Raw genomic sequence first — 22,702 nt, 5'->3', positions numbered from 1 at the left:
TTTGCAGGGCCGTGCAGGTGGGCCTCAGCGCGGAGGAAGGCTTACAGCCCGGTCAGTAGCTGTCTTCCGTCAGGCTGGCGATGATCGAGCGGTAGCTGTTCATGCGTTGCTGCGAGATCCGGCCATCGTCCAGCGCCTTGAGCAACGCGCAGCCTGGCTCGCGGTCATGTTTGCAATCGCGGAAGCGGCAGGTGCCGAACAGGTCGCGGAACTCGATGAAGCCATCCTCCACATCGCTGCGGCTGACGTGGCCAAGGCCGAATTCGCGGATGCCCGGCGAGTCGATAAGGTCGCCGCCATTGGGGAAATGGTACAGCCGCGCGGTGGTGGTGGTGTGGGTGCCCTGGCCCGACCATTCCGACAGGTCGCCGACGCGGGTGCCGGCCTCTGGCAGCAGGCTGTTGACCAGCGAAGACTTGCCCACACCCGACTGGCCGACGAACACGCTGATGTGCCCGTCAAGTTGTTGCTGCAGGCGTTGCATGCCATCACCGTGGTGGGCAGATACCTCCAGCAGCGGGTAGCCCAGCTCGCGGTAGACCTCCAGCAGCGCCTGCAGGCCGGGGCCGTTCTCGGCGTTGATCAGGTCGGCCTTGTTCAGCAGCAGCAGCGGGCGCAGGCCTGCATGCTCGGCAGCGACCAGGTAACGGTCGATCAGGTTCGGGTGCGGTTCCGGGGCCGGGGCAAACACGATCACGATGAGGTCGACGTTGGCTGCGACCGGTTTCAACTGGCCATGGTTGTTTGGCCGGCACAGTTCGGTGCTGCGTGGCATCTGCGCCACGATCACGCCTATGCCCTGGTTGCCTGCACGCCATACCACGCGGTCGCCAGTGACCAGTGCTGGCAGGTTGGCGCGCAAGTGGCAGCGGAACACCTGGCCTGCAACGTCGCCATCCTGGGCCTCCACCTCGACCTGCACGCCAAAGTGGGCAATCACCAGGCCCAGTTGTTCCGGCCCCAGGTCGCCGCCTTCCAGTTCCTGCAGCACATGCTGCTCGCGTTTGGCCGCGCGAGCAGCACGCTCGCCCTGGATTTTTTCGATGCGCCAGTTCTGGCGGCGATTGAGCTGGCGTTTGGCCATGAACATTCCGTGAGAAGGGCCCGGGTCAGGGCATTGAAAACGGCAGGCAGTTTAGCACGCCAGGCGTTGCACCATTGCCCTTACCTTGTGGCGGTGAATGGGCGTGGCTGGGCCACTAGGCTAATATGACGGGCTATATGAGGAGCTTCTGCATGCAAAACCCACAGAACCTGATCTGGATCGACCTGGAAATGACCGGCCTCGATCCGGACAGCGACGTCATCATCGAAATGGCCACGATTGTCACCGACAGCGAGCTGAACACCCTGGCCGAAGGCCCGGTGATCGCCATCCACCACAGCGATGAAGTACTGGCCCGCATGGACGAGTGGAACACCCGCACCCATGGCGCGTCTGGCCTGACCCAGCGTGTGCGCGACAGCAAGATCGGCATGGCCGAGGCCGAGGCCCAGACCATTGCATTCCTCGAACAGTGGGTGCCCAAAGGCAAATCGCCGATCTGCGGCAACAGCATCTGCCAGGACCGTCGCTTCCTCTACCGGCACATGCGCAACCTGGAAAAATACTTCCACTACCGCAACCTGGATGTCTCGACGCTGAAAGAACTGGCAGCGCGCTGGGCCCCGGACGTGCGTGACAGTTTCAAGAAGGGCAATACGCACCTGGCGCTGGACGACATTCGCGAATCGATTGCCGAGTTGCGCCACTACCGCGAACATTTCATCAAGGTGTGAACCGTTACGGCGCAGATATTCTGGCTGCGCCCCCTTTTGGTGCCTTGGGCAACTGGTTAGACTGCGCGCCTTTCCCGCACGGACCCGCACCATGTTGCTGATGCTCTACCTCATTGCCATCACTGCCGAAGCCATGACCGGTGCGTTGTCTGCCGGACGTCGCGGCATGGACTGGTTCGGCGTGGTGCTGATCGCCTGTGTTACCGCCCTGGGTGGCGGGTCGGTGCGCGATGTGTTGCTCGGGCACTACCCGCTGACCTGGGTGAAACACCCTGAGTACCTGGTGTTGACCAGCTTTGCTGCCCTGTTGACCATTTTCATCGCGCCAATGATGCGCCGCCTGCGCTCGCTGTTCCTGGTGCTAGACGCACTGGGGCTGGTGGCGTTTACCCTGATTGGCTGCATGACGGCGCTGGAAATGGGGCAGGGCATGCTGGTGGCTTCGATCAGCGGGGTGATCACGGGGGTGTTCGGTGGGATCTTGCGCGATATCTTCTGCAACGACATCCCGCTGGTGTTCCGCCGCGAGCTTTACGCCAGCGTGTCGTTCGCCGCGGCGTGGTTCTACCTCGGCTGCGTGTATTTCAAGGTGCCGGCGGAGCAGGCGATGCTGCTGACCCTCTTTGGTGGGTTCCTGGTGCGCTTGCTGGCGATTCGTTTCCATTGGGAAATGCCCAAGTTCCACTACAACGACCAGCAGTAAACCTGCCCCAAGCCCGGCGCGGTCCCTGTAGGAGCGGGCATGCCCGCGAACACCGGCGCAGCCGGTGCCAGCCACCGCGTTGCCTGCTTCGCGGGCGCGCCCGCTCCCACCAGCAGTAAACCTGCCCCAAGCCCGGCGCGGTCCCTGTAGGAGCGGGCATGCCCGCGAACACCGGCGCAGCCGGTGCCACCCACCGCGGTGCCTGCTTCGCGGGCGCGCCCGTTCCCACCAGCAGTAAACCTGCCCCAAGCCCGGCGCGGTCGCTGTAGGAGCGGGCATGCCCGCGAACACCGGCGCAGCCGGTGCCACCCACCGCGGTGCCTGCTTCGCGGGCGCGCCCGCTCCCACCAGCAGTAAACCTGCCCCAGGCCCGGCGCGGTCCCTGTGGGAGCGGGCATGCCCGCGAACACCGGCGCAGCCGGTGCCAGCCACCGAGTTGCCTGCTTCGCGGGCGCGCCCGCTCCCACAGTGGGCCGAGTAGCTATTGAATGCCGTGCCGGGCCAGCGCCCACTCGACATGCTCGCGCACCAGCTCCGACGCATCCTCGCGCCGCGCCTTCAGCGCCTCGATCACCGGTATCGTCGGCGGCGCATTGCCCAAGCCCACGGCCAGGTTGCGCAAGAACCGCTCATAGCCTGCCCGGCGTAGCGGCCCGCCCTCGGTCTTGCGCAGGAAAGTACGCTCATCCCACAGGAACATCTCGGCCAGCTCGGCATTCTCCAACCCATGCCGCGGCTGGAAATCCTGCTCCTGGCTGTGCTTGGCGAAGCGGTTCCACGGGCAGACGATCTGGCAGTCGTCGCAACCGAATACACGGTTACCCATCATCGAGCGCAGTTCGACAGGAATCGGCCCTCTCAGCTCGATGGTCAGGTACGAGATGCAACGCCGCGCGTCCAGCACATAGGGCCCGACGAACGCCTGGGTCGGGCAGATGTCCAGGCACGCCTGGCAACGCCCGCAGTGTTCACTGGTGGTGGCTTCGTCCACCGGCAACGGCAGGTCAACGAACAGTTCGGCCAAGAAGAAGTAACTGCCGGCCTTGCGGTTGAGCAGCAGGGTGTTCTTGCCGATCCAGCCCAGCCCGGCCTGCTCGGCCAGGGCCTTCTCCAGCACTGGGGCACTGTCGACGAAGGCGCGGTAGCCGAACGGGCCGATGGCTTGCTGGATACGGTCTGCCAGGAATTGCACGCGCTTGCGCACCAGCTTGTGGTAGTCACGGCCCAGGGCGTAGCGTGACACGTAGGCTCTTTCCGGTTGCGCCAGGCGTTGCGCCATCTGCGTATCGCCGGGCAGGTAGTCCATGCGCAGCGAGACCACGCGTACCGTGCCGGGGATCAGTTGGTCGGGGTGCGCCCGTTTGCTGCCATGGGCACCCAGGTACTCCATTTCGCCCTGGTAACCGGCGTCTAGCCAGCGTTGCAGGTGCTGTTCGTGTTCGCCGGGGTCGACCCCGGCGATGCCGACGTGGGCAAAACCGAGTTCCTGGCCCCATATCTTGATCGATTGGGCCAGTTGGGCGAGGTCAGGTGTAGAGGCAGGCATGGATGGGCAAGGCAATACGGGCTCAGGTGCGTATAATTCTGCCAGACATTGGAGCCTTTGACCCCATGCCGCAGACCAAACACCCTGGCAACACCCTACAACTGCTCAGCAGCGTGACTGTCGCACACCTGCCGGCACGGCACCCGCATGCGCACAAAGGCGACTTCGGCCATGTGCTGGTAGTGGGCGGCGACCTGGGCACCGGTGGCGCTGTGCTGCTCAGCGCCGAAGCCGCCTTGCGCTGCGGCGCCGGCCTGGTCAGCGTGGCGACCCGGCCCGAACATCTACCCGCGAGCCTGGCCCGCCTGCCTGAGGTGATGTGCCTGGGGGTACAGTCGGCCAACCAGTTGGTCGGCGTGCTGGAGCGCGCCACGGTACTGGTGGTGGGCCCCGGCCTTGGGCAGGCTGCCTGGGGCCGGAGCCTGTTGTCGGCAGTGGCGAACGCCGAGCGCCCGCAGGTATGGGACGCCGACGCCCTGAATTTGCTGGCAGGCACCCCATTGGCCCTGCCCAGCGGTAGCATTCTCACCCCTCACCCCGGGGAAGCGGCGCGGCTGCTAGGCATTTCCACCGAAGCGGTGCAGGCCGACCGGCCGGGCGCTGCGCGCAAGCTGGCGCGGCGCTACAACAGTGTGTGCCTGCTCAAAGGGGCAGGTACCCTGGTGGCGCACCCGTCCGGCCAGTTGATGCTGTGCGAGCGCGGGCACCCGGCGATGGCCGGCGCGGGCTTGGGCGATGTGCTGACCGGGGTGCTGGCGGCGTTGCTGGCCCAGGGGCTGGACGCCTGGAGTGCCGGCTGCCTGGGTACCTGGCTTCACGCCTGTGCCGGTGAGCGTCTGGGGGTTGAAGGCAGGGGCCTGGCGGCCAGCGATCTGGCGCCGGTCATTCGAGCGTTGTTGGAGGAGCATTCTGCGTGTGTGGCTTAAATCTGTTTCTGGCCGATGAAGCGGCTACAGTCGACTTTGGTGCAAAAATGGCCGAAGTGACCGGTGGTCGCGGTGTCATTTTCCTGGAAGGCGACCTGGGGGCGGGTAAAACCACGCTCTCGCGTGGCCTGATCCGTGGCCTGGGCCATACTGGTGCAGTGAAAAGCCCGACGTTCACCGTGGTCGAACCCTACGAGATCGGCGCTGTCCGAGCTTTTCACTTCGACCTGTATCGGCTGGTCGATCCGGAGGAGCTGGAGTTCATGGGGATTCGTGACTATTTCGAGGGCGACCCGTTGTGCCTGTTCGAGTGGCCACAAAAGGGTGCGGGCGTTTTGCCAAAGCCCGACCTGACCATTACCATAAGCCCCCAAGCGGGCGGACGCTCGCTGAACCTGTCGCCGCAGGGGGCTCGCGGCGAGGCCTGGTGCGTGGCACTGGCCAAACACTATAAACAGTAAGTGGGGTAGGTATGCGCATACGCGCACTGGTCGCCATCGTTGGGCTGCTGCTGACAACGGTGACCGTTGACGCTCTGGCCGTCACTCAAGTCAAGAGCGTGCGCCTGTGGCGCGCGCCAGACAACACGCGGCTGGTCTTCGACCTGTCTGGCCCCGTGCAGCACAGCGTCTTCACCTTGAGCGCACCGGATCGCCTGGTTATCGACATCAATGGCGCGACCTTGGCGGCGCCATTGAAAGTGGCGACTTCCAACACGCCGATCAGCAGCGTGCGTTCGGCCCAGCGCACGCCGACCGACCTGCGTGTGGTCGTTGACCTGAAGAAGTCGGTCACCCCCAAGAGCTTTACCCTGGCGCCCAATGCCCAGTACGGCAACCGCCTGGTGGTCGACTTGTACGACCAGGAAGCCGATGCCATCGCGGCCACGGCGCCAACCCCACCACCGACCCCGGTGCAAACGCCTGCCACCACGCCAGCGGTCCCGGTCACGCCGACCCAGCCAGCCATCAAGCTGCCGCCGGTACCTAGCGGCAAGCGCGACATCGTCATTGCCATCGACGCCGGTCATGGCGGCGAGGACCCGGGTGCTTCCGGCTCGCGCGGCCAGCATGAAAAAGACATCGTGCTGCAGATTGCCCAGGAGTTGCAGCGCCAGATCAACACGGAAAAGGGCTTCCGCGCCGAGCTGACCCGCACCGGTGACTACTTCATTCCGCTGCGCAAACGCACCGAAATCGCCCGCAAGAAGGGCGCCGACCTGTTCGTTTCGATCCACGCCGACGCCGCGCCGTCCAAGGCTGCGTTCGGCGCATCGGTGTTTGCCCTGTCCGACCGTGGCGCTACTTCCGAAACCGCACGCTGGCTGGCAGACACGGAAAACCGTTCCGACCTGATCGGGGGCGCCGGCAACGTCAGCCTCGACGACAAGGACCGCATGCTCGCGGGTGTGCTGCTCGACCTGTCGATGACGGCCACGCTCAGCTCCAGCCTGAATGTCGGGCAGAAAGTGCTGGGCAACATGGGCCGCATCACCTCGCTGCACAAGCAGCGTGTGGAGCAGGCTGGCTTCATGGTGCTGAAGTCGCCCGATATTCCGTCGATCCTTGTAGAGACCGGGTTCATCTCCAACGCCAGCGAGGCGGCCAAGCTGGCCAGTCGCAGCCATCAGCAAGCGCTTGCGCGGTCGATTCATACCGGGGTGCGCCAGTTCTTCCAGCAGAACCCGCCGCCTGGCACCTATATCGCCTGGCTGCGCGACACCGGCAAGATTGCCGCCGGCCCACGTGAGCACACGGTGCGCCCAGGCGAAACCCTGGCAATGCTGGCGGTGCGCTACCAGGTCAGTGTGGCCAGCTTGCGCAACACCAACAGCCTGAAGTCCGATGAGCTGAAGGTCGGCCAGCGTCTGGATATCCCTGCCACCACATTGGCTTCGCAATGAGTGGTGGTTCGCGCATCCAGCTGCTCAGCCCGCGGCTGGCCAACCAGATCGCCGCTGGCGAGGTGGTCGAGCGGCCGGCCTCGGTAGCCAAGGAACTGCTGGAAAACAGCCTGGACTCCGGTGCCCGGCGCATCGATGTAGAAGTGGAGCAGGGCGGCGTCAAGCTGCTGAAGGTGCGGGATGATGGCAGCGGTATTTCTGCCGACGACCTGCCGCTGGCGCTGGCCCGTCATGCCACCAGCAAAATCCGTGAGCTGGAAGACCTTGAAGGCGTATTGAGCCTGGGGTTCCGTGGCGAAGCCCTGGCCTCGATCAGCTCGGTGGCGCGCCTGACCCTGACCTCGCGTACCGCCAGTGCCACAGAAGCCTGGCAGGTTGAAACCGAAGGCCGCGACATGCTCCCGCGGGTGCAGCCGGCGGCCCACCCGGTGGGTACTTCGGTCGAAGTGCGTGACCTGTTCTTCAATACCCCGGCGCGGCGCAAGTTCCTCAAGGCCGAGAAAACCGAGTTCGATCACCTGCAGGAGGTCATCCGGCGCCTGGCGTTGGCGCGTTTCGACGTCGGCTTCCACTTGCGCCACAACGGCAAGAGCATCCTCAGCCTGCACGAGGCCCATGATGAAGTGGCGCGTGCGCGGCGGGTGGGTGCCATCTGCGGCCCGGGCTTCATGGAGCAGGCGCTGCCGATCGACGTCGAGCGCAACGGCCTGCGCCTGTGGGGCTGGGTTGGGCTGCCGACCTTCTCGCGCAGCCAGGCCGACCTGCAGTACTTCTTCGTCAACGGCCGTGCGGTGCGCGACAAGCTGGTGGCCCACGCCGTGCGCCAGGCCTACCGTGACGTGCTGTTCAACGGCCGGCACCCGACCTTTGTGCTGTTCCTTGAACTGGAACCCAACGGCGTCGATGTGAACGTGCACCCGACCAAGCATGAAGTGCGCTTCCGCGAAGGGCGTTCGGTGCACGATTTCCTGTACGGCACCCTGCACCGGGCCCTGGCCGATGTGCGCCCGGAAGACCAACTGGCCGCCCCGGCTGCGATGCCTGAAGCGATTCGCGCCACTGGCCAGCAGGCCGGTGAGTTCGGCCCGCAGGGGGAAATGCGCCTGGCTTCGCCCGTGCTCGAGCAGCCACGTGCACCGCAACACACGGCCAGCAATGGCGGCAGTGGTGCCGGTTACCAGTACCAGTACACCCCGCGGCCCTCGCCACCGCTGCCGGCGGCCGAGGCGCAAGCGGTGTACCGCGAGTTTTACAAGCCGCTGGACAATGGCGCCGCCCCGGCAGCCACCCTGCCGGAAAGCCAGGGCGACATTCCGCCGCTGGGTTACGCCCTGGCGCAGCTGAAGGGTATCTACATCCTGGCCGAGAACGCTGTCGGCCTGGTGCTGGTCGACATGCACGCCGCCCACGAGCGCATCATGTACGAGCGCCTGAAGGTAGCCATGGCCAGCGAGGGCCTCAGCGGCCAGCCGCTGCTGGTGCCGGAAACCCTGGCCCTGAGCCAGCGCGAAGCCGACTGCGCCGAAGAGCACGCGCAGTGGTTCCAGCGCCTGGGCTTCGAACTGCAGCGCCTGGGCCCGGAAACCCTGGCCATCCGCCAGATCCCGGCTTTGCTCAAGCAGGCCGAGGCCAACCGCCTGGTGCAGGATGTGCTGGCCGACCTGATGGAATACGGCACCAGCGACCGTATTCAGGCCCACCTCAACGAGCTGCTCGGCACCATGGCCTGCCACGGCGCGGTACGCGCCAACCGGCGCCTGGCCATTCCCGAGATGAACGCCCTGCTGCGCGATATGGAAAACACCGAGCGCAGCGGCCAGTGCAACCACGGCCGTCCCACCTGGACCCAGATGGGCCTGGACGACCTGGACAAACTTTTCCTGCGCGGTCGATGAAATGAGCGGCAAGCCCCCAGCGATATTCCTCATGGGTCCGACGGCCGCCGGCAAGACTGACCTGGCCATCGAACTGACCAGCGTGCTGCCGTGCGAGCTGATCAGCGTTGATTCGGCGCTGATCTACCGCGGCATGGACATCGGCTCGGCCAAACCGTCGAAAGCAGTCCTTGCCGCCCACCCGCATCGCTTGATCGACATCCGCGACCCGGCCGAAAGCTACTCGGCCGCGCAGTTTCGCACCGACGCACTGCAGGCCATGGCCGAGATCAGCGGGCGCGGCAAAATCCCGCTGCTGGTCGGCGGTACCATGCTGTATTACAAGGCGTTGGTCGACGGCCTTGCCGACATGCCAGCGGCCGATGCGGGTGTGCGTGCCGAGCTTGAAGCCCAGGCGGCGGCCTTGGGGCTGGGCGAGTTGCACCGCCAACTGGCCGAGGTCGACCCGGTGTCGGCGGCGCGCATTCACCCCAACGACCCGCAGCGGTTGATCCGCGCCCTGGAGGTCTACCGGGTGAGCGGTGAGAGCATGACGGCTCACCGGCAACGTCAATTCGCTGAAAGTCGCGGCGCAGACGCAGGCGCTGGCGGGCATTTGCCCTATACTGTCGCCAGCTTGGCGATTGCTCCTACAGATCGTCACATTTTGCATCAGCGAATTGCGTTACGATTTTCGCAGATGCTGGAACAGGGCTTTATCGACGAGGTCCGATCACTGCGAGCCAGAAGTGACTTGCACGCCGGGTTACCGTCTATACGGGCAGTGGGGTATCGGCAAGTCTGGGATTACCTGGACGGCAAGCTGTCAGAGAGTGAAATGCGTGAACGCGGTATCATCGCGACCCGGCAGCTGGCCAAACGGCAGTTCACCTGGTTGCGTGGCTGGCCTGACGTACACTGGCTAGACAGCCTGGCCTGCGACAATCTGTCCCGCACCTTGAAATACCTGGGGCCCATCTCCATATTGAGCTGAGTCCCTGCTGATTGCCGTCTATTCTTGCGAAGGGGCGGCCTAATTTATCGATTTCATTGATTTTCTATTATTTATCCTTACAGGAGTGCGGCATATGTCAAAAGGGCATTCGCTACAAGACCCTTACCTGAACACTTTGAGAAAAGAGAAGGTCCCGGTTTCCATTTACCTGGTCAACGGCATCAAGCTGCAGGGTTCGATCGAGTCGTTCGACCAGTTCGTGGTACTGCTGAAGAACACCGTGAGCCAGATGGTCTACAAGCACGCCATTTCGACCGTGGTGCCAGCCCGTCCGGTTCGCCTGCCAAGCCCGTCCGATTCCGAGCACGGTGACAGCGAGCCAGGCAACGCCTGATAGGAGCCTGCATTGTTCTTTGAGCGCCACGGTGGTGGTGAGCGGGCGTTGCTCGTTCACTTGGAAGGTCAGAACCCTGAGGCGCGCGAAGACCCGCAGGAGTTTCAGGAACTGGCATTGTCGGCCGGTGCCGACATCATTTCGCTGGTCACGGTGACAAGGCATCAGCCTTCCGCCAAATACCTGATTGGCAGTGGCAAGGTCGAAGAGCTACACGACCTGGTCCATGCCGAACAGGTAGACCTGGTGATTTTCAATCACACCCTCACGCCCAGCCAGGAGCGCAACCTTGAACGCGTGTTCGAGTGTCGTGTGCTCGACCGCACCGGGCTGATCCTCGATATCTTCGCCCAACGGGCGCGTACCCATGAAGGCAAGCTGCAGGTCGAACTGGCCCAGCTGGAGCACATGAGCACGCGGTTGGTGCGTGGCTGGACTCACCTGGAGCGGCAAAAAGGTGGTATCGGCCTGCGCGGCCCGGGTGAAACCCAGCTGGAAACCGACCGGCGCCTGTTGCGCGTGCGCATCCGCCAGATCAAGTCGCGCCTGGAAAAGGTCCGTAGCCAGCGCGAGCAGGCACGGCGCGGGCGCAAGCGTGCAGACATCCCTTCGGTGTCGCTGGTGGGTTACACCAACGCCGGCAAGTCCACGCTGTTCAACGCCCTGACCGAATCCGAGGTGTACGCCGCGGACCAGCTGTTCGCTACCCTCGACCCGACCTTGCGCCGGCTCGAGCTCAACGACCTTGGCCCGATCGTGCTGGCCGACACCGTGGGCTTCATTCGCCATTTGCCGCACAAGCTGGTCGAGGCATTTCGCGCTACGCTCGAAGAGTCGAGCAACTCCGACCTGTTGCTGCATGTGATCGATGCACATGAGCCCGAGCGCATGGAACAGATCGAGCAAGTGCTGGCGGTACTGGGCGAGATTGGCGCCGAAGGCTTGCCGATCCTCGAGGTGTATAACAAACTCGACCTGCTCGAAGATGTCGAGCCGCAGATCCAGCGCAATGCCGATGGCAAGCCGGAACGGGTCTGGGTATCGGCACGCGATGGGCGTGGCCTGGAGCTGGTCGGCCAGGCGATTGCCGAGTTGCTGGGGGAAGATCTGTTTGTCGGTACCCTTTGCCTGGAGCAGCGTTTTGCCCGCTTGCGCGCGCAATTCTTTGCCTTGGGTGCGGTGCAGAGTGAAGAGCATGATGAAGAAGGGCGCAGCCTGCTGAGCGTGCGACTGCCCATGGTCGAACTGAATCGCCTGGTCAGCCGCGAAGGCATGGAGCCGCAAGTGTTTGTCGAGCAACACACTTTGCAATAAATGCCCGTCGAGGTCGCCGGGCAGCAGTGACAGGCATTCTGTAGCATTGGACGGCGCGCCGTGGGCGCGTCTTTGCTTTATCAGATGGAGAGCGCTATGGCTTGGAACGAGCCGGGTGGCAACTCGAACAATCAGGATCCCTGGGGCGGCCGCCGTGGTGGCGGTGGCGGCGGTGGTGACAAGAAAGGTCCGCCGGATCTGGACGAGGCCTTCCGCAAACTGCAGGACAGCCTCAATGGCATGTTCGGCGGCAAGAAGAAACGTGGCGGCGGTGACCGCAACATCGGCAAGGGCGGTGGCTTCGGTCTGCTGGGCATCGGCCTGGCGGTGCTGGCTGCCATCTGGCTGTACAACGCCGTGTATGTGGTCGACGAGCAGGAGCAGGCCGTGGTGCTGCGCTTCGGCAAGTACTATGAAACGGTCGGTCCCGGCCTGAACATCTACTTCCCGCCAATCGATCGCAAGTACATGGAGAACGTCACGCGTGAGCGTGCCTACACCAAGCAGGGCCAGATGCTGACCGAAGACGAGAACATCGTCGAGGTGCCGCTGACCGTGCAGTACAAGATCAGCAACCTGCAGGACTTCGTGCTCAACGTCGACCAGCCTGAGGTGAGCTTGCAGCACGCCACCGACAGTGCCTTGCGCCACGTGGTGGGTTCCACCTCGATGGACCAGGTGCTGACCGAAGGCCGTGAGCAGATGGCCGTGGATATCCGCGAGCGCCTGCAGCGCTTCCTCGACAACTACCGCACGGGTATCACCGTTACCCAGGTCAACGTACAGAGCGCGGCAGCCCCGCGTGAAGTGCAGGAAGCCTTCGATGACGTGATCCGTGCCCGTGAAGACGAGCAGCGCGCCCGCAACCAGGCCGAGTCCTATGCCAATGGCGTGGTGCCGGAAGCCCGTGGTCAGGCGCAGCGCATCATCGAAGATGCCAACGGCTACCGCGACGAAGTCATCGCCCGCGCCAAGGGTGAGGCCGATCGCTTCAGCAAGTTGCTCGGTGAGTACCGCAAGGCACCTGACGTGACCCGCCAGCGTCTGTACCTGGAGACCATGCAAGAGGTCTACAGCAATTCGAGCAAGGTCATGGTGGCAACCAAGGATGGGCAGAACAACCTGCTCTACCTGCCGTTGGACAAAATGGTCGAAGGCAGCCGCAACGCGTCCGCGCCAACCACCAGCGTATCGCCATCGGCCAACGATGCGGCCGCGCGTGCGGCGCAGGACATGCAACAGCAACAGCAGCCGCTGCGCACTAGGGAGAGCCGCTGATGAGCAACAGATCGCTGATCGCCCTGATCGCCGCCGTGGTCCTGGCCATCGTGGCCTGGAACAGCTTCTACATCGTGTCCCAGACCGAGCGTGCAGTGCTGCTGCGCTTCGGTAAGGTGGTCCAGGCTGATGTTGAGCCAGGCCTGCACGTGAAGATCCCGTACGTGAACCAGGTACGCAAGTTCGACGCCCGCCTGATGACCCTCGACGCCCCGACCCAGCGGTTCCTGACCCTGGAGAAGAAAGCGGTGATGGTCGACGCCTACGCGAAGTGGCGCGTCAAGGACGCCGAGCGCTTCTATACCGCCACGTCGGGCATGAAGCAGATCGCCGACGAGCGGCTTTCGCGTCGCCTGGAAAGCGGCCTGCGTGACCAGTTCGGTAAACGTACCCTGCACGAAGTGGTTTCCGGTGAACGCGACGCACTGATGGCTGACATCACCGCATCGCTGAACCGCATGGCCAACAAGGAGCTGGGCATCGAGGTGATCGATGTGCGCGTCAAGGCCATCGACCTGCCGAAGGAAGTCAACCGCAGCGTGTTCGACCGCATGAGTACCGAGCGTGAGCGTGAAGCCCGCGAGCACCGCGCCAAGGGTAACGAGCTGGCCGAAGGTATTCGTGCCGACGCCGACCGCCAGCGCCGTGTGCTGCTGGCCGAAGCGTACCGCGAAGCGGAAGAAACCCGCGGTGACGGTGACGCCCAGGCGGCCGCCATCTATGCCAAGGCCTACACCCAGGACGCGGACTTCTATGCGTTCTACCGTAGCCTGCAGGCGTACCGCGAAAGCTTCTCGAGCAAGAGCGACGTGCTGGTCCTGGATCCGAAGAACGAGTTCTTCCGCTTCCTGGACAAGAGCAAGCCGTAATGCTCAGGCCCTGATTTTCATGCGGCAGCGCTCCGCCTGGCAGCTAAAACACCAGGCGGGGTGCATCCTGAATGAAAAGGGGTGTATCATGAGGCAGCCGGGAAATTTCCCGGCTTTTTTGCGTCTGCAAGGTTGATTGGCACAGCGCCGGTTGACGGTTTGCTCAGCTCGCAAGGCAATTCGAGGGTATCGGGTACGGTGGCTGCGCTGGGATCAGTGCTGCCCGCTGCTGTGCGCGATACCGGCTTTACTGACGGCTCGCCTGCTGGCAAGCCGCCCGGACCAGAGGGGAAATGGCGTAATGGCAACGGTAGACCGCTGGCTGCTGCCAGATGGCATCGAGGAAGTACTGCCACCTGAGGCCGCGCGCATCGAGATCGCGCGCCGCCAGGTGTTGGACCTGTTCCAGGGTTGGGGCTACGAACTGGTCGTCACCCCGCATATCGAGTACCTGGAGTCGCTGCTGACCGGCGCCGGCCAGGACCTGGACCAGCGCACCTTCAAGGTGGTGGACCCGCAGTCCGGCCGCCTGATGGGCTTCCGTGCCGACTTCACCCCGCAGGTGGCCCGTATCGACGCGCACACCTTGCGCCGTGAAGGCCCAAGCCGGTTGTGCTATGCCGGTAGCGTGCTGCACGCCCAACCGCGCGCACTGTCCACCTCGCGCAGCCCGATCCAGCTGGGTGCCGAGTTGTATGGCGATGCCAGCCCTACCAGCGACGTTGAAGTCATCAGCCTGATGCTTGCCACGCTGCAACTGGCTGACGTGCCGGACGTACACATGGACCTTGGCCACGTCGGCATCTACCGCGGCCTAGCCCGGGCGGCCGGCCTGTCCGGGGCAGTGGAGCAGCAGTTGTTCGACGCGCTGCAACGCAAGTCGGTCGATGAGGTGCAAGCCTTGACTGCCGACCTGCCCAAGGACCTGGGCAACATGTTGCGTGCGCTGGTCGAGCTGTGCGGCGGCCGTGAAGTGCTGAACGAAGCGCGCGTGCGCCTGGGGCGCGCCCCGGCCAGCGTGCTGGCCGCGCTGGACGACCTGCTGGCGATCGCGGACCGGCTGGCGTCGCGCTACCCGGAACTGCCGCTGTACTTCGACCTCGGTGAGCTGCGCGGTTACCACTACCACACCGGTGTGGTGTTCGCCGTGTTCGTGCCGGGCGAGGGGCAGTCCATTGCCCAGGGCGGGCGCTATGACGACATCGGCGCCGATTTTGGCCGGGCACGCCCAGCCACAGGTTTCTCCACGGATTTGAAGACCCTGGTCACACTGGGGCGAGCGGAGGTCGTATTGCCAACTGGCGGCATCTGGATGCCCGACAGTGGCGACGCGGCCCTCTGGCAGCAAGTCTGCCAGTTGCGCAGCGAGGGCCAGCGTGTGGTTCAGGCTCTGCCTGGCCAGCCGTTGAGTGCTGCTCTCGAGGCGGATTGTGATCGGCAATTGATTCAGCAAGACGGGCGCTGGCAGGTTCTGCCGCTGGCCCAGTGAGTTTCTGCGTCGGCAACAGGCCGGCAACCAAGTTTGCGTGAATGAGGACCAATGTAATGGGTAAGAATGTCGTCGTCCTGGGCACCCAGTGGGGTGATGAGGGCAAAGGCAAGATCGTCGATCTGCTGACCGAACATGCTGCCGCCGTAGTGCGCTACCAGGGTGGCCACAATGCGGGCCACACCCTGGTGATCAACGGTGAAAAAACCGTTCTGCACCTGATTCCGTCCGGCATCCTGCGTGAAGGCGTACAGTGCCTGATCGGCAACGGCGTGGTCGTTGCCCCGGATGCGCTGATGCGTGAAATCACCAAGCTGGAAGAGAAGGGCGTGCCGGTGCGCGAGCGCCTGCGCATCTCCCCGGCAGCGCCGCTGATCCTGTCGTACCACGTGGCCCTGGACCAGGCCCGTGAAAAAGCCCGTGGCGAAGCCAAGATCGGCACCACTGGCCGCGGCATCGGCCCAGCCTACGAAGACAAGGTCGCCCGCCGCGGCCTGCGCGTGGGTGACCTGTTCCACCGCGAGCGTTTCGCTGCCAAGCTCGGTGAGCTGCTGGATTACCACAACTTCCAGCTGGTGAACTACTACAAAGAGCCGGCCATCGACTTCCAGCAGACCCTGGACGAGTGCATGGCCTACGCCGAACAGCTCAAGCCGATGATGCTCGACGTCACCGCCGAGCTGCACAACCTGCGCCGCGCCGGCAAGGACATCATGTTCGAGGGCGCCCAGGGTTCGCTGCTGGACATCGACCACGGTACCTACCCGTACGTCACCAGCTCCAACACCACGGCTGGTGGTATCTCCACCGGTTCCGGCGTGGGCCCGATGTACCTGGACTACATCCTGGGCATCACCAAGGCTTACACCACGCGCGTGGGCTCCGGTCCGTTCCCGACCGAGCTGTTCGACGAAACCGGCGCTACCCTGGCCAAGCGTGGCCACGAATTCGGCTCCACCACCGGCCGTGCTCGCCGTTGCGGCTGGTTCGACGCCGTGATCCTGCGTCGCGCCATCGATGTCAACAGCATCTCGGGCATCTGCCTGACCAAGCTGGACGTGCTCGACGGCCTGGAAACCATCAACATCTGCGTTGGCTACAAGAACGAGAACGGTGCCGTCATCGATGCACCTTCCGATGCCGACAGCTACATCGGCCTGGAGCCGGTGTACGAAGCGATGCCAGGCTGGAGCGAGTCGACCCTGGGCGTCAAAACCCTGGAAGAGCTGCCGCAGGCTGCACGTAACTACATCAAGCGCATCGAAGAGTTGGTCGGCGCCCCGATCGACATCATTTCGACCGGCCCTGACCGCAACGAGACCATCGTACTGCGCCATCCGTTCGCCTGATCTGCCTCCAGGCTGATCTGACGCCGTGGCCCTGAAAGGGGCTGCGGCGTTTTTGTTTGTGGCGTATGCCTGCCTTGAGCGCTGTGAGCTTGCTGTGGAGGCTGGCTTGCCGGCGATAGGGCCAGCTCAGGCAATCCCATTGCTCAACCTTGGCGCATATCCCTGCTCCCCCCGGCACAACCCTTGCTGTAAGAAACATCTGACGATGCCATCAAAATAGTGGCGCCAGAAAACACGAGGGTTACAACGTGTCTGCCATCCTCTCACTGTTACGAAGCCGCCTTCTGCGGCCTGTGTTTGTTGCCCTTGGTATCGCTCTTTTGGTGCAGGTACTGGTTGCCGTTGCCCTCACCCGCAGCACGGTGACTGCCCTTGAGGCCGACCTTGGCGAGCGCCTGGGTAATGACAGCCGCCAACTCGCCAGCGAGCTGGAGCAAGCCGGGCAGGATGTACGTTCGGGCCTCGACGGCCTGTCCAGCAGCACTCGCCAGCGCCTCAGCGCGGGGTTGGCGACGCGCTTGCAAAGCGAGCAGCAGCAACTGCGAAGCACCCTGGAGAAGAATCTCAAGGATTCGGCCAGCGACATGGCCGAGTTGCTGGCCTCGGTCGCCCCGCGGGCGATCTGGGATAACGACGTGCCGGTACTCTCCGACTTCGCCCGCCGCGCCCAGCGCAATCCCAATGTGCTGTTCGTGATCTACGACGACGCCCAAGGCCAGCACCTGACCCGCTACCTGAACCGGCAGAACCCGATCAACCAGGCTTTGATGGAGAAAGGTCAAGGCGAGCGCGCGCTGGACAAGGTGATCGACGCCGCCCGGCGCGACCCGGCGGTGTACTTCGTGGAAGCGCCGATCAACCCCAATGGAGCGGAAATCGGCAAAGTGGTCATGGGGGTTTCCACCGCAGGCATCGACCAGGAACTCAAGGCCCTTGACCAGCGCTTTTCGGCGCTGATTGCCAGTGGTGAACAGTTGGTTGGCGACAGCCTGAACGGTGCTGCCGCCGACAGCGGCAACACCCTGCGCGAACGCCTGGAGAAAGCACAGGGCAGTGCAGCGGCAATGCAGGCCAATACCGCGCAGACCGTACGCGATGCCGCTGCCGAGCTGCGCTGGCGCATCGGCCTGGGCCTGGCGCTGGTGGGGTTAGGTGTATTGCTGGTCGTTGCCGTGGTGCTGGGGCGCCGGGTGCTGAGCAAGTTGCGCCTGTTGATAACTGCCCTGAATGACCTTGCGGCGGGCGAGGGCGACCTGACCAAGCGCGTGTCGCTCGACAGCCGCGATGAAATTGGCGACATGGCCTCGGCGGTGAACCGTTTTGTCGACAAGCTGCAGCCAATCGTGCGGGAGGCGGGCGAAGTGGCGCAGCGTACCGGCGTGGAGATAGGCGCGATGGCCCAGCGCAATGCCGGCGCCGATGCTGCTGCCGCGCTGCAGCGTGATGAAGTGGCAGCCAGCCTGCGTGACCTGTCGAGCATGGCTGACGAAGCCCAGGCCGAAAGCCATGCGATGCAGGCGGCTCTGCAGCAGGTGGTGGATATTCGCCAGGCCACCGACGAGAACAGCCGCAGCTCGACCCAGCTGGCGAGCTTGATCGAGAACCTGGCCGGCCAAGTGGAGACGGGCTCCCAGGTGATCGAGCGCCTGGCCAAGCAAAGTGAGCAGATCGAAGTGGTGCTGACGGTTATTCACGGCATCGCCGAGCAGACCAACCTGCTGGCCTTGAACGCCGCCATCGAGGCGGCCCGGGCAGGCGAGACCGGGCGCGGGTTTGCCGTGGTGGCCGATGAGGTGCGGGCGCTGGCGAGCAAGACACAAAGCTCCACTGGCGATATACAGTCGCACATCGCCGCGTTACAGAAGGGCGCCAAGGAGGCCGTGGCTACTATCAGCCAGGCCGGGCTCAAGGCCAGTGAAGGCCTGTTGGTGCTGCGCGACAACGAACGTCGCCAGCAGTCGGTGCAGGCTGCGGTGGAGCAAGTTCACGCGGCCATTGGTTTGGCGACTCGCGCTGCCGAACAACAGGCCCATGGCGCACAGGCGGTGCGGGGGCGGGTGGAGAACATCCATGCCCAGGCCGAACGCTCGGCTGAGGTGGTGATGCAGACCACGGCCAGCAGCAAGGTGCTGGATGACTTGGCGGCTCAGCTACGCGCCAGCCTGGGCCAGTTCCGGGCCTGAATCCTGCGCAGTCTCTTCTTGTGGGAGCGGCCTTGCGTCGCGAAAGGACCGCAAAGCGGTCCCAGGATATTCGCGTAAACACATCTATTGCTGGGGCCGCTTCGCGGCCCTTTCGCGACACAAGGCCGCTCCTGCAGCGAGTCATGTTGCTATGCTGTCAGCGACACATGACAAAGGGAGTTGCTCATGTCCGCCCAATTGGTCGCCGCCCAGGCAGACCTCGATTTTCTCCACAGTGCCAGCATACAGCTCACTGCCCCGATGACCGCCCTGCAAGCCTACTGCGCCATGACCTCGGATGTTCCCGCCTGGCTGGCCAAGGCCTTCCGCATTCGTGACTTCATCTCGCGTCGATTCAATGTCGCCGATATCCATGGCTTCACTCCCCAGAATCCTGGGCATGTGCCAGCCGACGGCGAGCATCTGGACTTCTTCACTGTCGAGGCCATCAGCGACCAGCAACTGGTGCTGACGTCGCGCGATACGCACTTGGCGGTGATGGTCTGCATGGATGTGAATGGGCAGCGCTTGAAAGTAACCACGTCGGTGCGGTGTTTCAATGCCTTTGGCCGGCTGTACATGCTGCCGGTTGGCCAGGTACATGGCCTGATCGTGCGTCGGATGTTGGCGAATTTGTAGACAGCGCTGAATATGAAGGTGAAACATTCATTTACGTGATCAAGTCTGCATCTTCCTCAAAGTTATAGCCCGTAGCCATGGCGTGAGAATTGGGCTTGGTTCATAGTTGTTGTTTCTGGATGGCTACAAGCGTATCCAAAGGAGGTGACGCAATGTTAGCTTCGATGCTGGGTGGTTAGCGCTGGGCGCTAGTGTCAGTCGGGCCTGTAGCAAGAGCGCGAGAATGAGTACCGAAGCTTTGACGATAATCGAGTCTATCCTGCTCGCTTGTATGGCAGTCAGCGTGTGTGTGATGGGAGTTTTAAAGTGAACTTGTGATGAAGTCTCAAATACTCAGGCTTGTGCCCAGGCCATATGGCAGCCTGGGCAAGCTTTCAAGCCTTGTTCAGATACATCCGCGTAGTCAGCAAATACACCGGCAACCCCGACACCACAATCAGCAATGCCGCATAAGGCGCCGCCGCCGCGAACTCGACGTTTGCCGTATGCGCCCACACCTCGGTCGCCAGGGTGGTCATGCCGGTCGGGCTGAGCAGCAGCGTTGCCGTAAGCTCTTTCATGGCATCCAGGAACACCAGGGCAAACGCTGCCGCCATGGCCGGGAAGATAATTGGCAGGGTCACCCGGCAGAACGCGGCAAAACTGCTCGCACCCAGCGTACGCGCAGCTTCTTCCAGCGTTGGCGAAGCCTTGTTCAGCGCGGTGCGCACCGGCGATTGCGCCAACGGCAGGAACAGCAGTGCATAGGCCAGCAGCAACAGTGCCGTGGTCTGGTACAGCGCCGGCACATAGTGCAAGGCGAAGAACACCAGGGTCAGGGCGATCACCAGGCCGGGCAGGGCGTGCAGCAGGTACGGCAGGCGCTCGGCCCAGATCGCCAGGCGGCCTTTGTAGCGCACCACCAGGAAGCTGATCGGCAGCGCCAACAGCACGCAGAAGCCGGCGCCGCCAAGTGACACCGACAGTGAGGTGAACAGCGCCTTGGAGATGGCCGCCACCGGGAATGCCGCTGACGAACCTACGCCAAGCCAGTAGCCGAGCATGGCCAGGGGAATGCCGCTGCCCAGCACTGCCAGGCCCAGGCAGAACAGCTGCGCCGGCACCGCCCAACCACGCAGCCGCACCGGTTGTGCACGGCGTGCCACGCCCTGGCCGATGCGTACATGGCGGGCCTTGCCGCGCACGCGCAGCTCCAGCCAGAGCATCACCAGGCACATCGCCAACAGGACGGCAGACAACATGGCCGCGTTGGCGTTGCTGAACTCCAGTTCGAACTGCTGGTAAATCGCCGTGGTGAAGGTTTGCAGGCCGAGAATCGACAGCGCACCGAACTCCACCAGCATGTGCAGGGCAATCAGCAGGGCACCGCCGAGCATCGATGGCCACAGCAGGGGCAGGGTCACCTTGGTGAATACGCCCCAGCGGCTACAACCCAGGGTGCGCGCCGACTCCTCCAGGGAGGTGTCGAGATTGCGCAGGGTCGCGGCCACCGGCAGGAACACCAGCGGGTACTTGGACAGGGCCATGACCATGATCGCCCCGCCCAACCCTTCGAAGTCCGAGCTCAGCGATACCCAGGTGAAGCTGCTGACGAACGACGGTACGGCAAACGGCAGGCACAGCACCACCCCCCACAGCCGGCGACCGGCCAGGTTGCTGCGCTCCAGCAGCCAGGCCAGCGCCAGGCCGACCACCATGCAGGTCAGCGTTACACCGACCATCAGCAGCAGGGTATTGCGCATCAGCCCCCAGACAAAGGGCCGCCACAGCAGGTACAGGGCTTCGTGCCAGCCGGCTTCCCAGGCTTTGATCGCCACATAGGCCAAAGGCAGCAAGCTCATCGCCACCAGAAACAGCACAGGCAGCACGACCCAGATCGAAGGGCGCTTGCGGCGCGGTACGAAGCGTACCGGCAGCGGGGTGGACAGGGCGGCGGTCATCAGAGCAGGCCGACCTCGCGTTCCAGCTCGATGGCTTCTTCGGCATTACCCAGGTCAGCTGGCGAAATCTTCGGCGGGCGCAGTTCATCGAACGGTTTCAGGCCGCGATCCGAGACCATGCCCTTGTGCAATGGGTACTCGGCGGTGGTCTGGGTGATCACGCGCTGGCCTTCTTCGCTGGCCATCCAGTTGAGCAGGGCCTGGGCCTCTTTCGGGTGCTTGCTGGCCTTCACGGCCGCGGCGCCCGAGATGGTCACCAGATTGCCGGCGTCGCCGTCGGCCAGGTAGTAGAGTTTCGAATCGAGCTTGCCGCGCTCACGCTCCAGGGCGTACCAGTAATAGTTGTTCACCAGTACGGCAGCCACTTCGCCTTTTTCCACGGCCTTCAGCGCGACCATGTTGTTGGTGTAGGTCTTGCCGAAGGCCTTCAGGCCGGTCAGCCATTCTTCGGTGGCTTCACGCCCGTGCATCTTCAGTATGGCAACGGCCTGCTCCTGGAACGCACCGCTGGTCGGGACATAGCCTACGCGCCCTTCCCAGTCAGGGTTGGCGAAGTCCATGACAGTGGTCGGCAGGTCTTTCTCGTCGATCTTCTTCGGGTTGTAGACCACCACGCGGGTGCGCGCGGTAACGCCCATCCAGGTGCCGTTGGCAGCCACATATTCCTTGGGCAGCATGTTCAGCGTGGCGTCGTCGATCTTCGCCAGCAGGCCCAGCTCGCCCAGGTTGTTCAGCGGTGGCGATTCTTCGGTGTAGATGATGTCGGCCGGCGAGCGATCGCCTTCCTCGATGATCTGGCTGGCCAGCTGGTTGCTGCTGCCTTTACGGATATTGATGTGGATACCGGTCTTGGCCTCGTAGGCCTTGGCGATGGCTTCGCCGATTTCCTTGTGCTGACCGTTGTACATGGTCAGGGTGACCGGTGCGTCAGCCATGGCGGCCGGAGCGCCGATGACCAGGCTCAGCACGGCGGCGGCCAAGGTACGCATCAGCGGTTGCGGGCGGATCGTCATGCGGGTACTTCCTCGCTTACGGCAACATATTTGGAAACAATGGTAAACGAAATCGTTTCTCATGTGGCCGGGTGACGATAAATTCATCGTCAGACCATGGTGCAAGGGGTGGGGGAGGGTGCAAAATCGCAGGCAAGAAAAAACCCACTAGCAAGCTAGTGGGTTTTTGTATGGTGCCCAGGAGAAGACTCGAACTTCCACGACCGTTAAGTCACTGATACCTGAAACCAGCGCGTCTACCAATTCCGCCACCTGGGCAAAGCTTTACATCATCTGGAGAAGGCGACTATCGTTCGCTTTCACACAGTAGTAACAGATCCTTGGTCATCTGTTACTTGAAATACTTGGTGCCCAGGAGAAGACTCGAACTTCCACGACCTTGCGGTCACTGATACCTGAAACCAGCGCGTCTACCAATTCCGCCACCTGGGCACACATTCGAGATTATTTGGTGCTTTACAGCGCCGTTAATCTCTATTACAACTTCGGGCTAGTCCGTCGTTGTGGTGCGCACTATACGGGCGGCTTGGGGGGCTGTAAACCCCCTT

General features: G+C 63.4%; 18 protein-coding genes, 2 tRNA genes and 2 pseudogenes. 16 read left to right on the top strand and 6 right to left on the bottom strand.

The annotated features are described in order from the left end of the window. Nucleotides 1-52 precede the first annotated feature (52 nt). On the bottom strand, nucleotides 53-1,084 hold the full coding sequence (gene rsgA, locus K4A76_RS21260; protein WP_009681313.1) for a small ribosomal subunit biogenesis GTPase RsgA: 1,032 nt from the start codon (nucleotides 1,082-1,084) through the stop codon (nucleotides 53-55). Nucleotides 1,085-1,236: 152 nt separating this feature from the next. Between rsgA and orn the strand changes: the two genes are divergently transcribed. Both orn and K4A76_RS21250 read left to right on the top strand, forming a co-directional pair. Continuing rightward, nucleotides 1,237-1,779, top strand: a complete 543-nt coding sequence (gene orn / locus K4A76_RS21255) for an oligoribonuclease (protein WP_274411089.1) — start codon at nucleotides 1,237-1,239, stop codon at nucleotides 1,777-1,779. A 91-nt stretch (nucleotides 1,780-1,870) separates the two neighbouring features. Then, nucleotides 1,871-2,482, top strand: coding sequence for a trimeric intracellular cation channel family protein (locus tag K4A76_RS21250; protein WP_003249516.1), 612 nt, complete (start codon nucleotides 1,871-1,873; stop codon nucleotides 2,480-2,482). Between the two features lie 481 nt (nucleotides 2,483-2,963). On the opposite strand, the gene queG is transcribed toward K4A76_RS21250, so the two are convergent. Continuing rightward, on the bottom strand, nucleotides 2,964-4,028 hold the full coding sequence (gene queG, locus K4A76_RS21245) for a tRNA epoxyqueuosine(34) reductase QueG (protein WP_274411088.1): 1,065 nt from the start codon (nucleotides 4,026-4,028) through the stop codon (nucleotides 2,964-2,966). Nucleotides 4,029-4,093: 65 nt separating this feature from the next. Here queG and K4A76_RS21240 point away from each other — a divergent pair, with 65 nt between their 5' ends. The 14 genes and pseudogenes from K4A76_RS21240 to K4A76_RS21180 all read left to right on the top strand — a co-directional run bounded on the left by K4A76_RS21240 (nucleotide 4,094) and on the right by K4A76_RS21180 (nucleotide 19,201). Further along, nucleotides 4,094-4,954, top strand: coding sequence for an NAD(P)H-hydrate dehydratase (locus tag K4A76_RS21240; RefSeq protein ID WP_009681310.1), 861 nt, complete (start codon nucleotides 4,094-4,096; stop codon nucleotides 4,952-4,954). Next, on the top strand, nucleotides 4,942-5,415 hold the full coding sequence (tsaE, locus tag K4A76_RS21235) for a tRNA (adenosine(37)-N6)-threonylcarbamoyltransferase complex ATPase subunit type 1 TsaE (protein WP_009681309.1): 474 nt from the start codon (nucleotides 4,942-4,944) through the stop codon (nucleotides 5,413-5,415). The genes K4A76_RS21240 and tsaE overlap by 13 nt, the downstream gene beginning before the upstream one ends. An 11-nt stretch (nucleotides 5,416-5,426) precedes the next feature. Beyond that, nucleotides 5,427-6,857, top strand: coding sequence for an N-acetylmuramoyl-L-alanine amidase (locus K4A76_RS21230; RefSeq protein WP_009681308.1), 1,431 nt, complete (start codon nucleotides 5,427-5,429; stop codon nucleotides 6,855-6,857). Beyond that, on the top strand, nucleotides 6,854-8,752 hold the full coding sequence (mutL, locus tag K4A76_RS21225; RefSeq protein WP_274411087.1) for a DNA mismatch repair endonuclease MutL: 1,899 nt from the start codon (nucleotides 6,854-6,856) through the stop codon (nucleotides 8,750-8,752). The genes K4A76_RS21230 and mutL overlap by 4 nt, the downstream gene beginning before the upstream one ends. 1 nt (nucleotide 8,753) lies before the next feature. Continuing rightward, nucleotides 8,754-9,725, top strand: a complete 972-nt coding sequence (gene miaA / locus K4A76_RS21220; protein ID WP_274411086.1) for a tRNA (adenosine(37)-N6)-dimethylallyltransferase MiaA — start codon at nucleotides 8,754-8,756, stop codon at nucleotides 9,723-9,725. A gap of 94 nt (nucleotides 9,726-9,819) precedes the next feature. Beyond that, nucleotides 9,820-10,080 carry an RNA chaperone Hfq gene (hfq, locus tag K4A76_RS21215; protein ID WP_003258160.1) on the top strand — a complete coding sequence of 87 codons (261 nt, stop codon included), beginning with the start codon at nucleotides 9,820-9,822 and terminating at the stop codon, nucleotides 10,078-10,080. Nucleotides 10,081-10,092: 12 nt separating this feature from the next. Next, complete coding sequence (gene hflX / locus K4A76_RS21210) at nucleotides 10,093-11,394, top strand: ribosome rescue GTPase HflX (RefSeq protein WP_009681305.1); 1,302 nt, start codon at nucleotides 10,093-10,095, stop codon at nucleotides 11,392-11,394. A 96-nt stretch (nucleotides 11,395-11,490) separates the two neighbouring features. Further along, on the top strand, nucleotides 11,491-12,672 hold the full coding sequence (gene hflK / locus K4A76_RS21205) for an FtsH protease activity modulator HflK (RefSeq protein WP_009681304.1): 1,182 nt from the start codon (nucleotides 11,491-11,493) through the stop codon (nucleotides 12,670-12,672). Further along, the gene (gene hflC / locus K4A76_RS21200) at nucleotides 12,672-13,541 is read left to right on the top strand and encodes a protease modulator HflC (RefSeq protein ID WP_182389567.1); all 870 of its coding nucleotides are present in this window, start codon (nucleotides 12,672-12,674) and stop codon (nucleotides 13,539-13,541) included. Before hflK ends, hflC begins: the two co-directional genes overlap by 1 nt. Nucleotides 13,542-13,842: 301 nt before the next feature. Then, nucleotides 13,843-15,030 (top strand): ATP phosphoribosyltransferase regulatory subunit, encoded by a 1,188-nt coding sequence (locus K4A76_RS21195; RefSeq protein WP_009681302.1) that lies wholly within the window; start codon nucleotides 13,843-13,845, stop codon nucleotides 15,028-15,030. 56 nt (nucleotides 15,031-15,086) lie between these two features. Beyond that, nucleotides 15,087-16,379, top strand: coding sequence for an adenylosuccinate synthase (locus K4A76_RS21190; RefSeq protein ID WP_009681301.1), 1,293 nt, complete (start codon nucleotides 15,087-15,089; stop codon nucleotides 16,377-16,379). A 584-nt stretch (nucleotides 16,380-16,963) separates the two neighbouring features. Further along, nucleotides 16,964-17,656 (top strand): annotated as a pseudogene (locus K4A76_RS23980) (methyl-accepting chemotaxis protein); the annotation flags it as partial. 390 nt (nucleotides 17,657-18,046) lie between these two features. Further along, nucleotides 18,047-18,562, top strand: a pseudogene (locus K4A76_RS23975) (methyl-accepting chemotaxis protein); the annotation flags it as partial. Nucleotides 18,563-18,748: 186 nt separating this feature from the next. Beyond that, nucleotides 18,749-19,201, top strand: coding sequence for a DUF2867 domain-containing protein (locus K4A76_RS21180; protein ID WP_009681299.1), 453 nt, complete (start codon nucleotides 18,749-18,751; stop codon nucleotides 19,199-19,201). 374 nt (nucleotides 19,202-19,575) lie between these two features. Here the strand turns inward: K4A76_RS21180 and K4A76_RS21175 are convergent, their stop codons facing one another. From K4A76_RS21175 to K4A76_RS21160, 4 genes are all read right to left on the bottom strand, one after another. After that, nucleotides 19,576-21,141 (bottom strand): ABC transporter permease, encoded by a 1,566-nt coding sequence (locus K4A76_RS21175; RefSeq protein ID WP_274411085.1) that lies wholly within the window; start codon nucleotides 21,139-21,141, stop codon nucleotides 19,576-19,578. After that, nucleotides 21,141-22,154, bottom strand: a complete 1,014-nt coding sequence (locus tag K4A76_RS21170) for an extracellular solute-binding protein (RefSeq protein WP_009681291.1) — start codon at nucleotides 22,152-22,154, stop codon at nucleotides 21,141-21,143. The genes K4A76_RS21175 and K4A76_RS21170 overlap by 1 nt, the downstream gene beginning before the upstream one ends. A gap of 171 nt (nucleotides 22,155-22,325) precedes the next feature. Beyond that, a tRNA-Leu gene (locus K4A76_RS21165) sits at nucleotides 22,326-22,412 on the bottom strand. An 87-nt stretch (nucleotides 22,413-22,499) separates the two neighbouring features. Next, nucleotides 22,500-22,586 (bottom strand) — tRNA-Leu (locus K4A76_RS21160). Between the last annotated feature and the right edge of the window lie 116 nt (nucleotides 22,587-22,702).

The sequence above is a fragment of the Pseudomonas sp. NEEL19 genome, from assembly GCF_028751975.1.
Taxonomy (GTDB): Bacteria; Pseudomonadota; Gammaproteobacteria; order Pseudomonadales; family Pseudomonadaceae; genus Aquipseudomonas; species Aquipseudomonas juntendi.
This window is presented reverse-complemented; position numbering and strand designations above follow the sequence as displayed.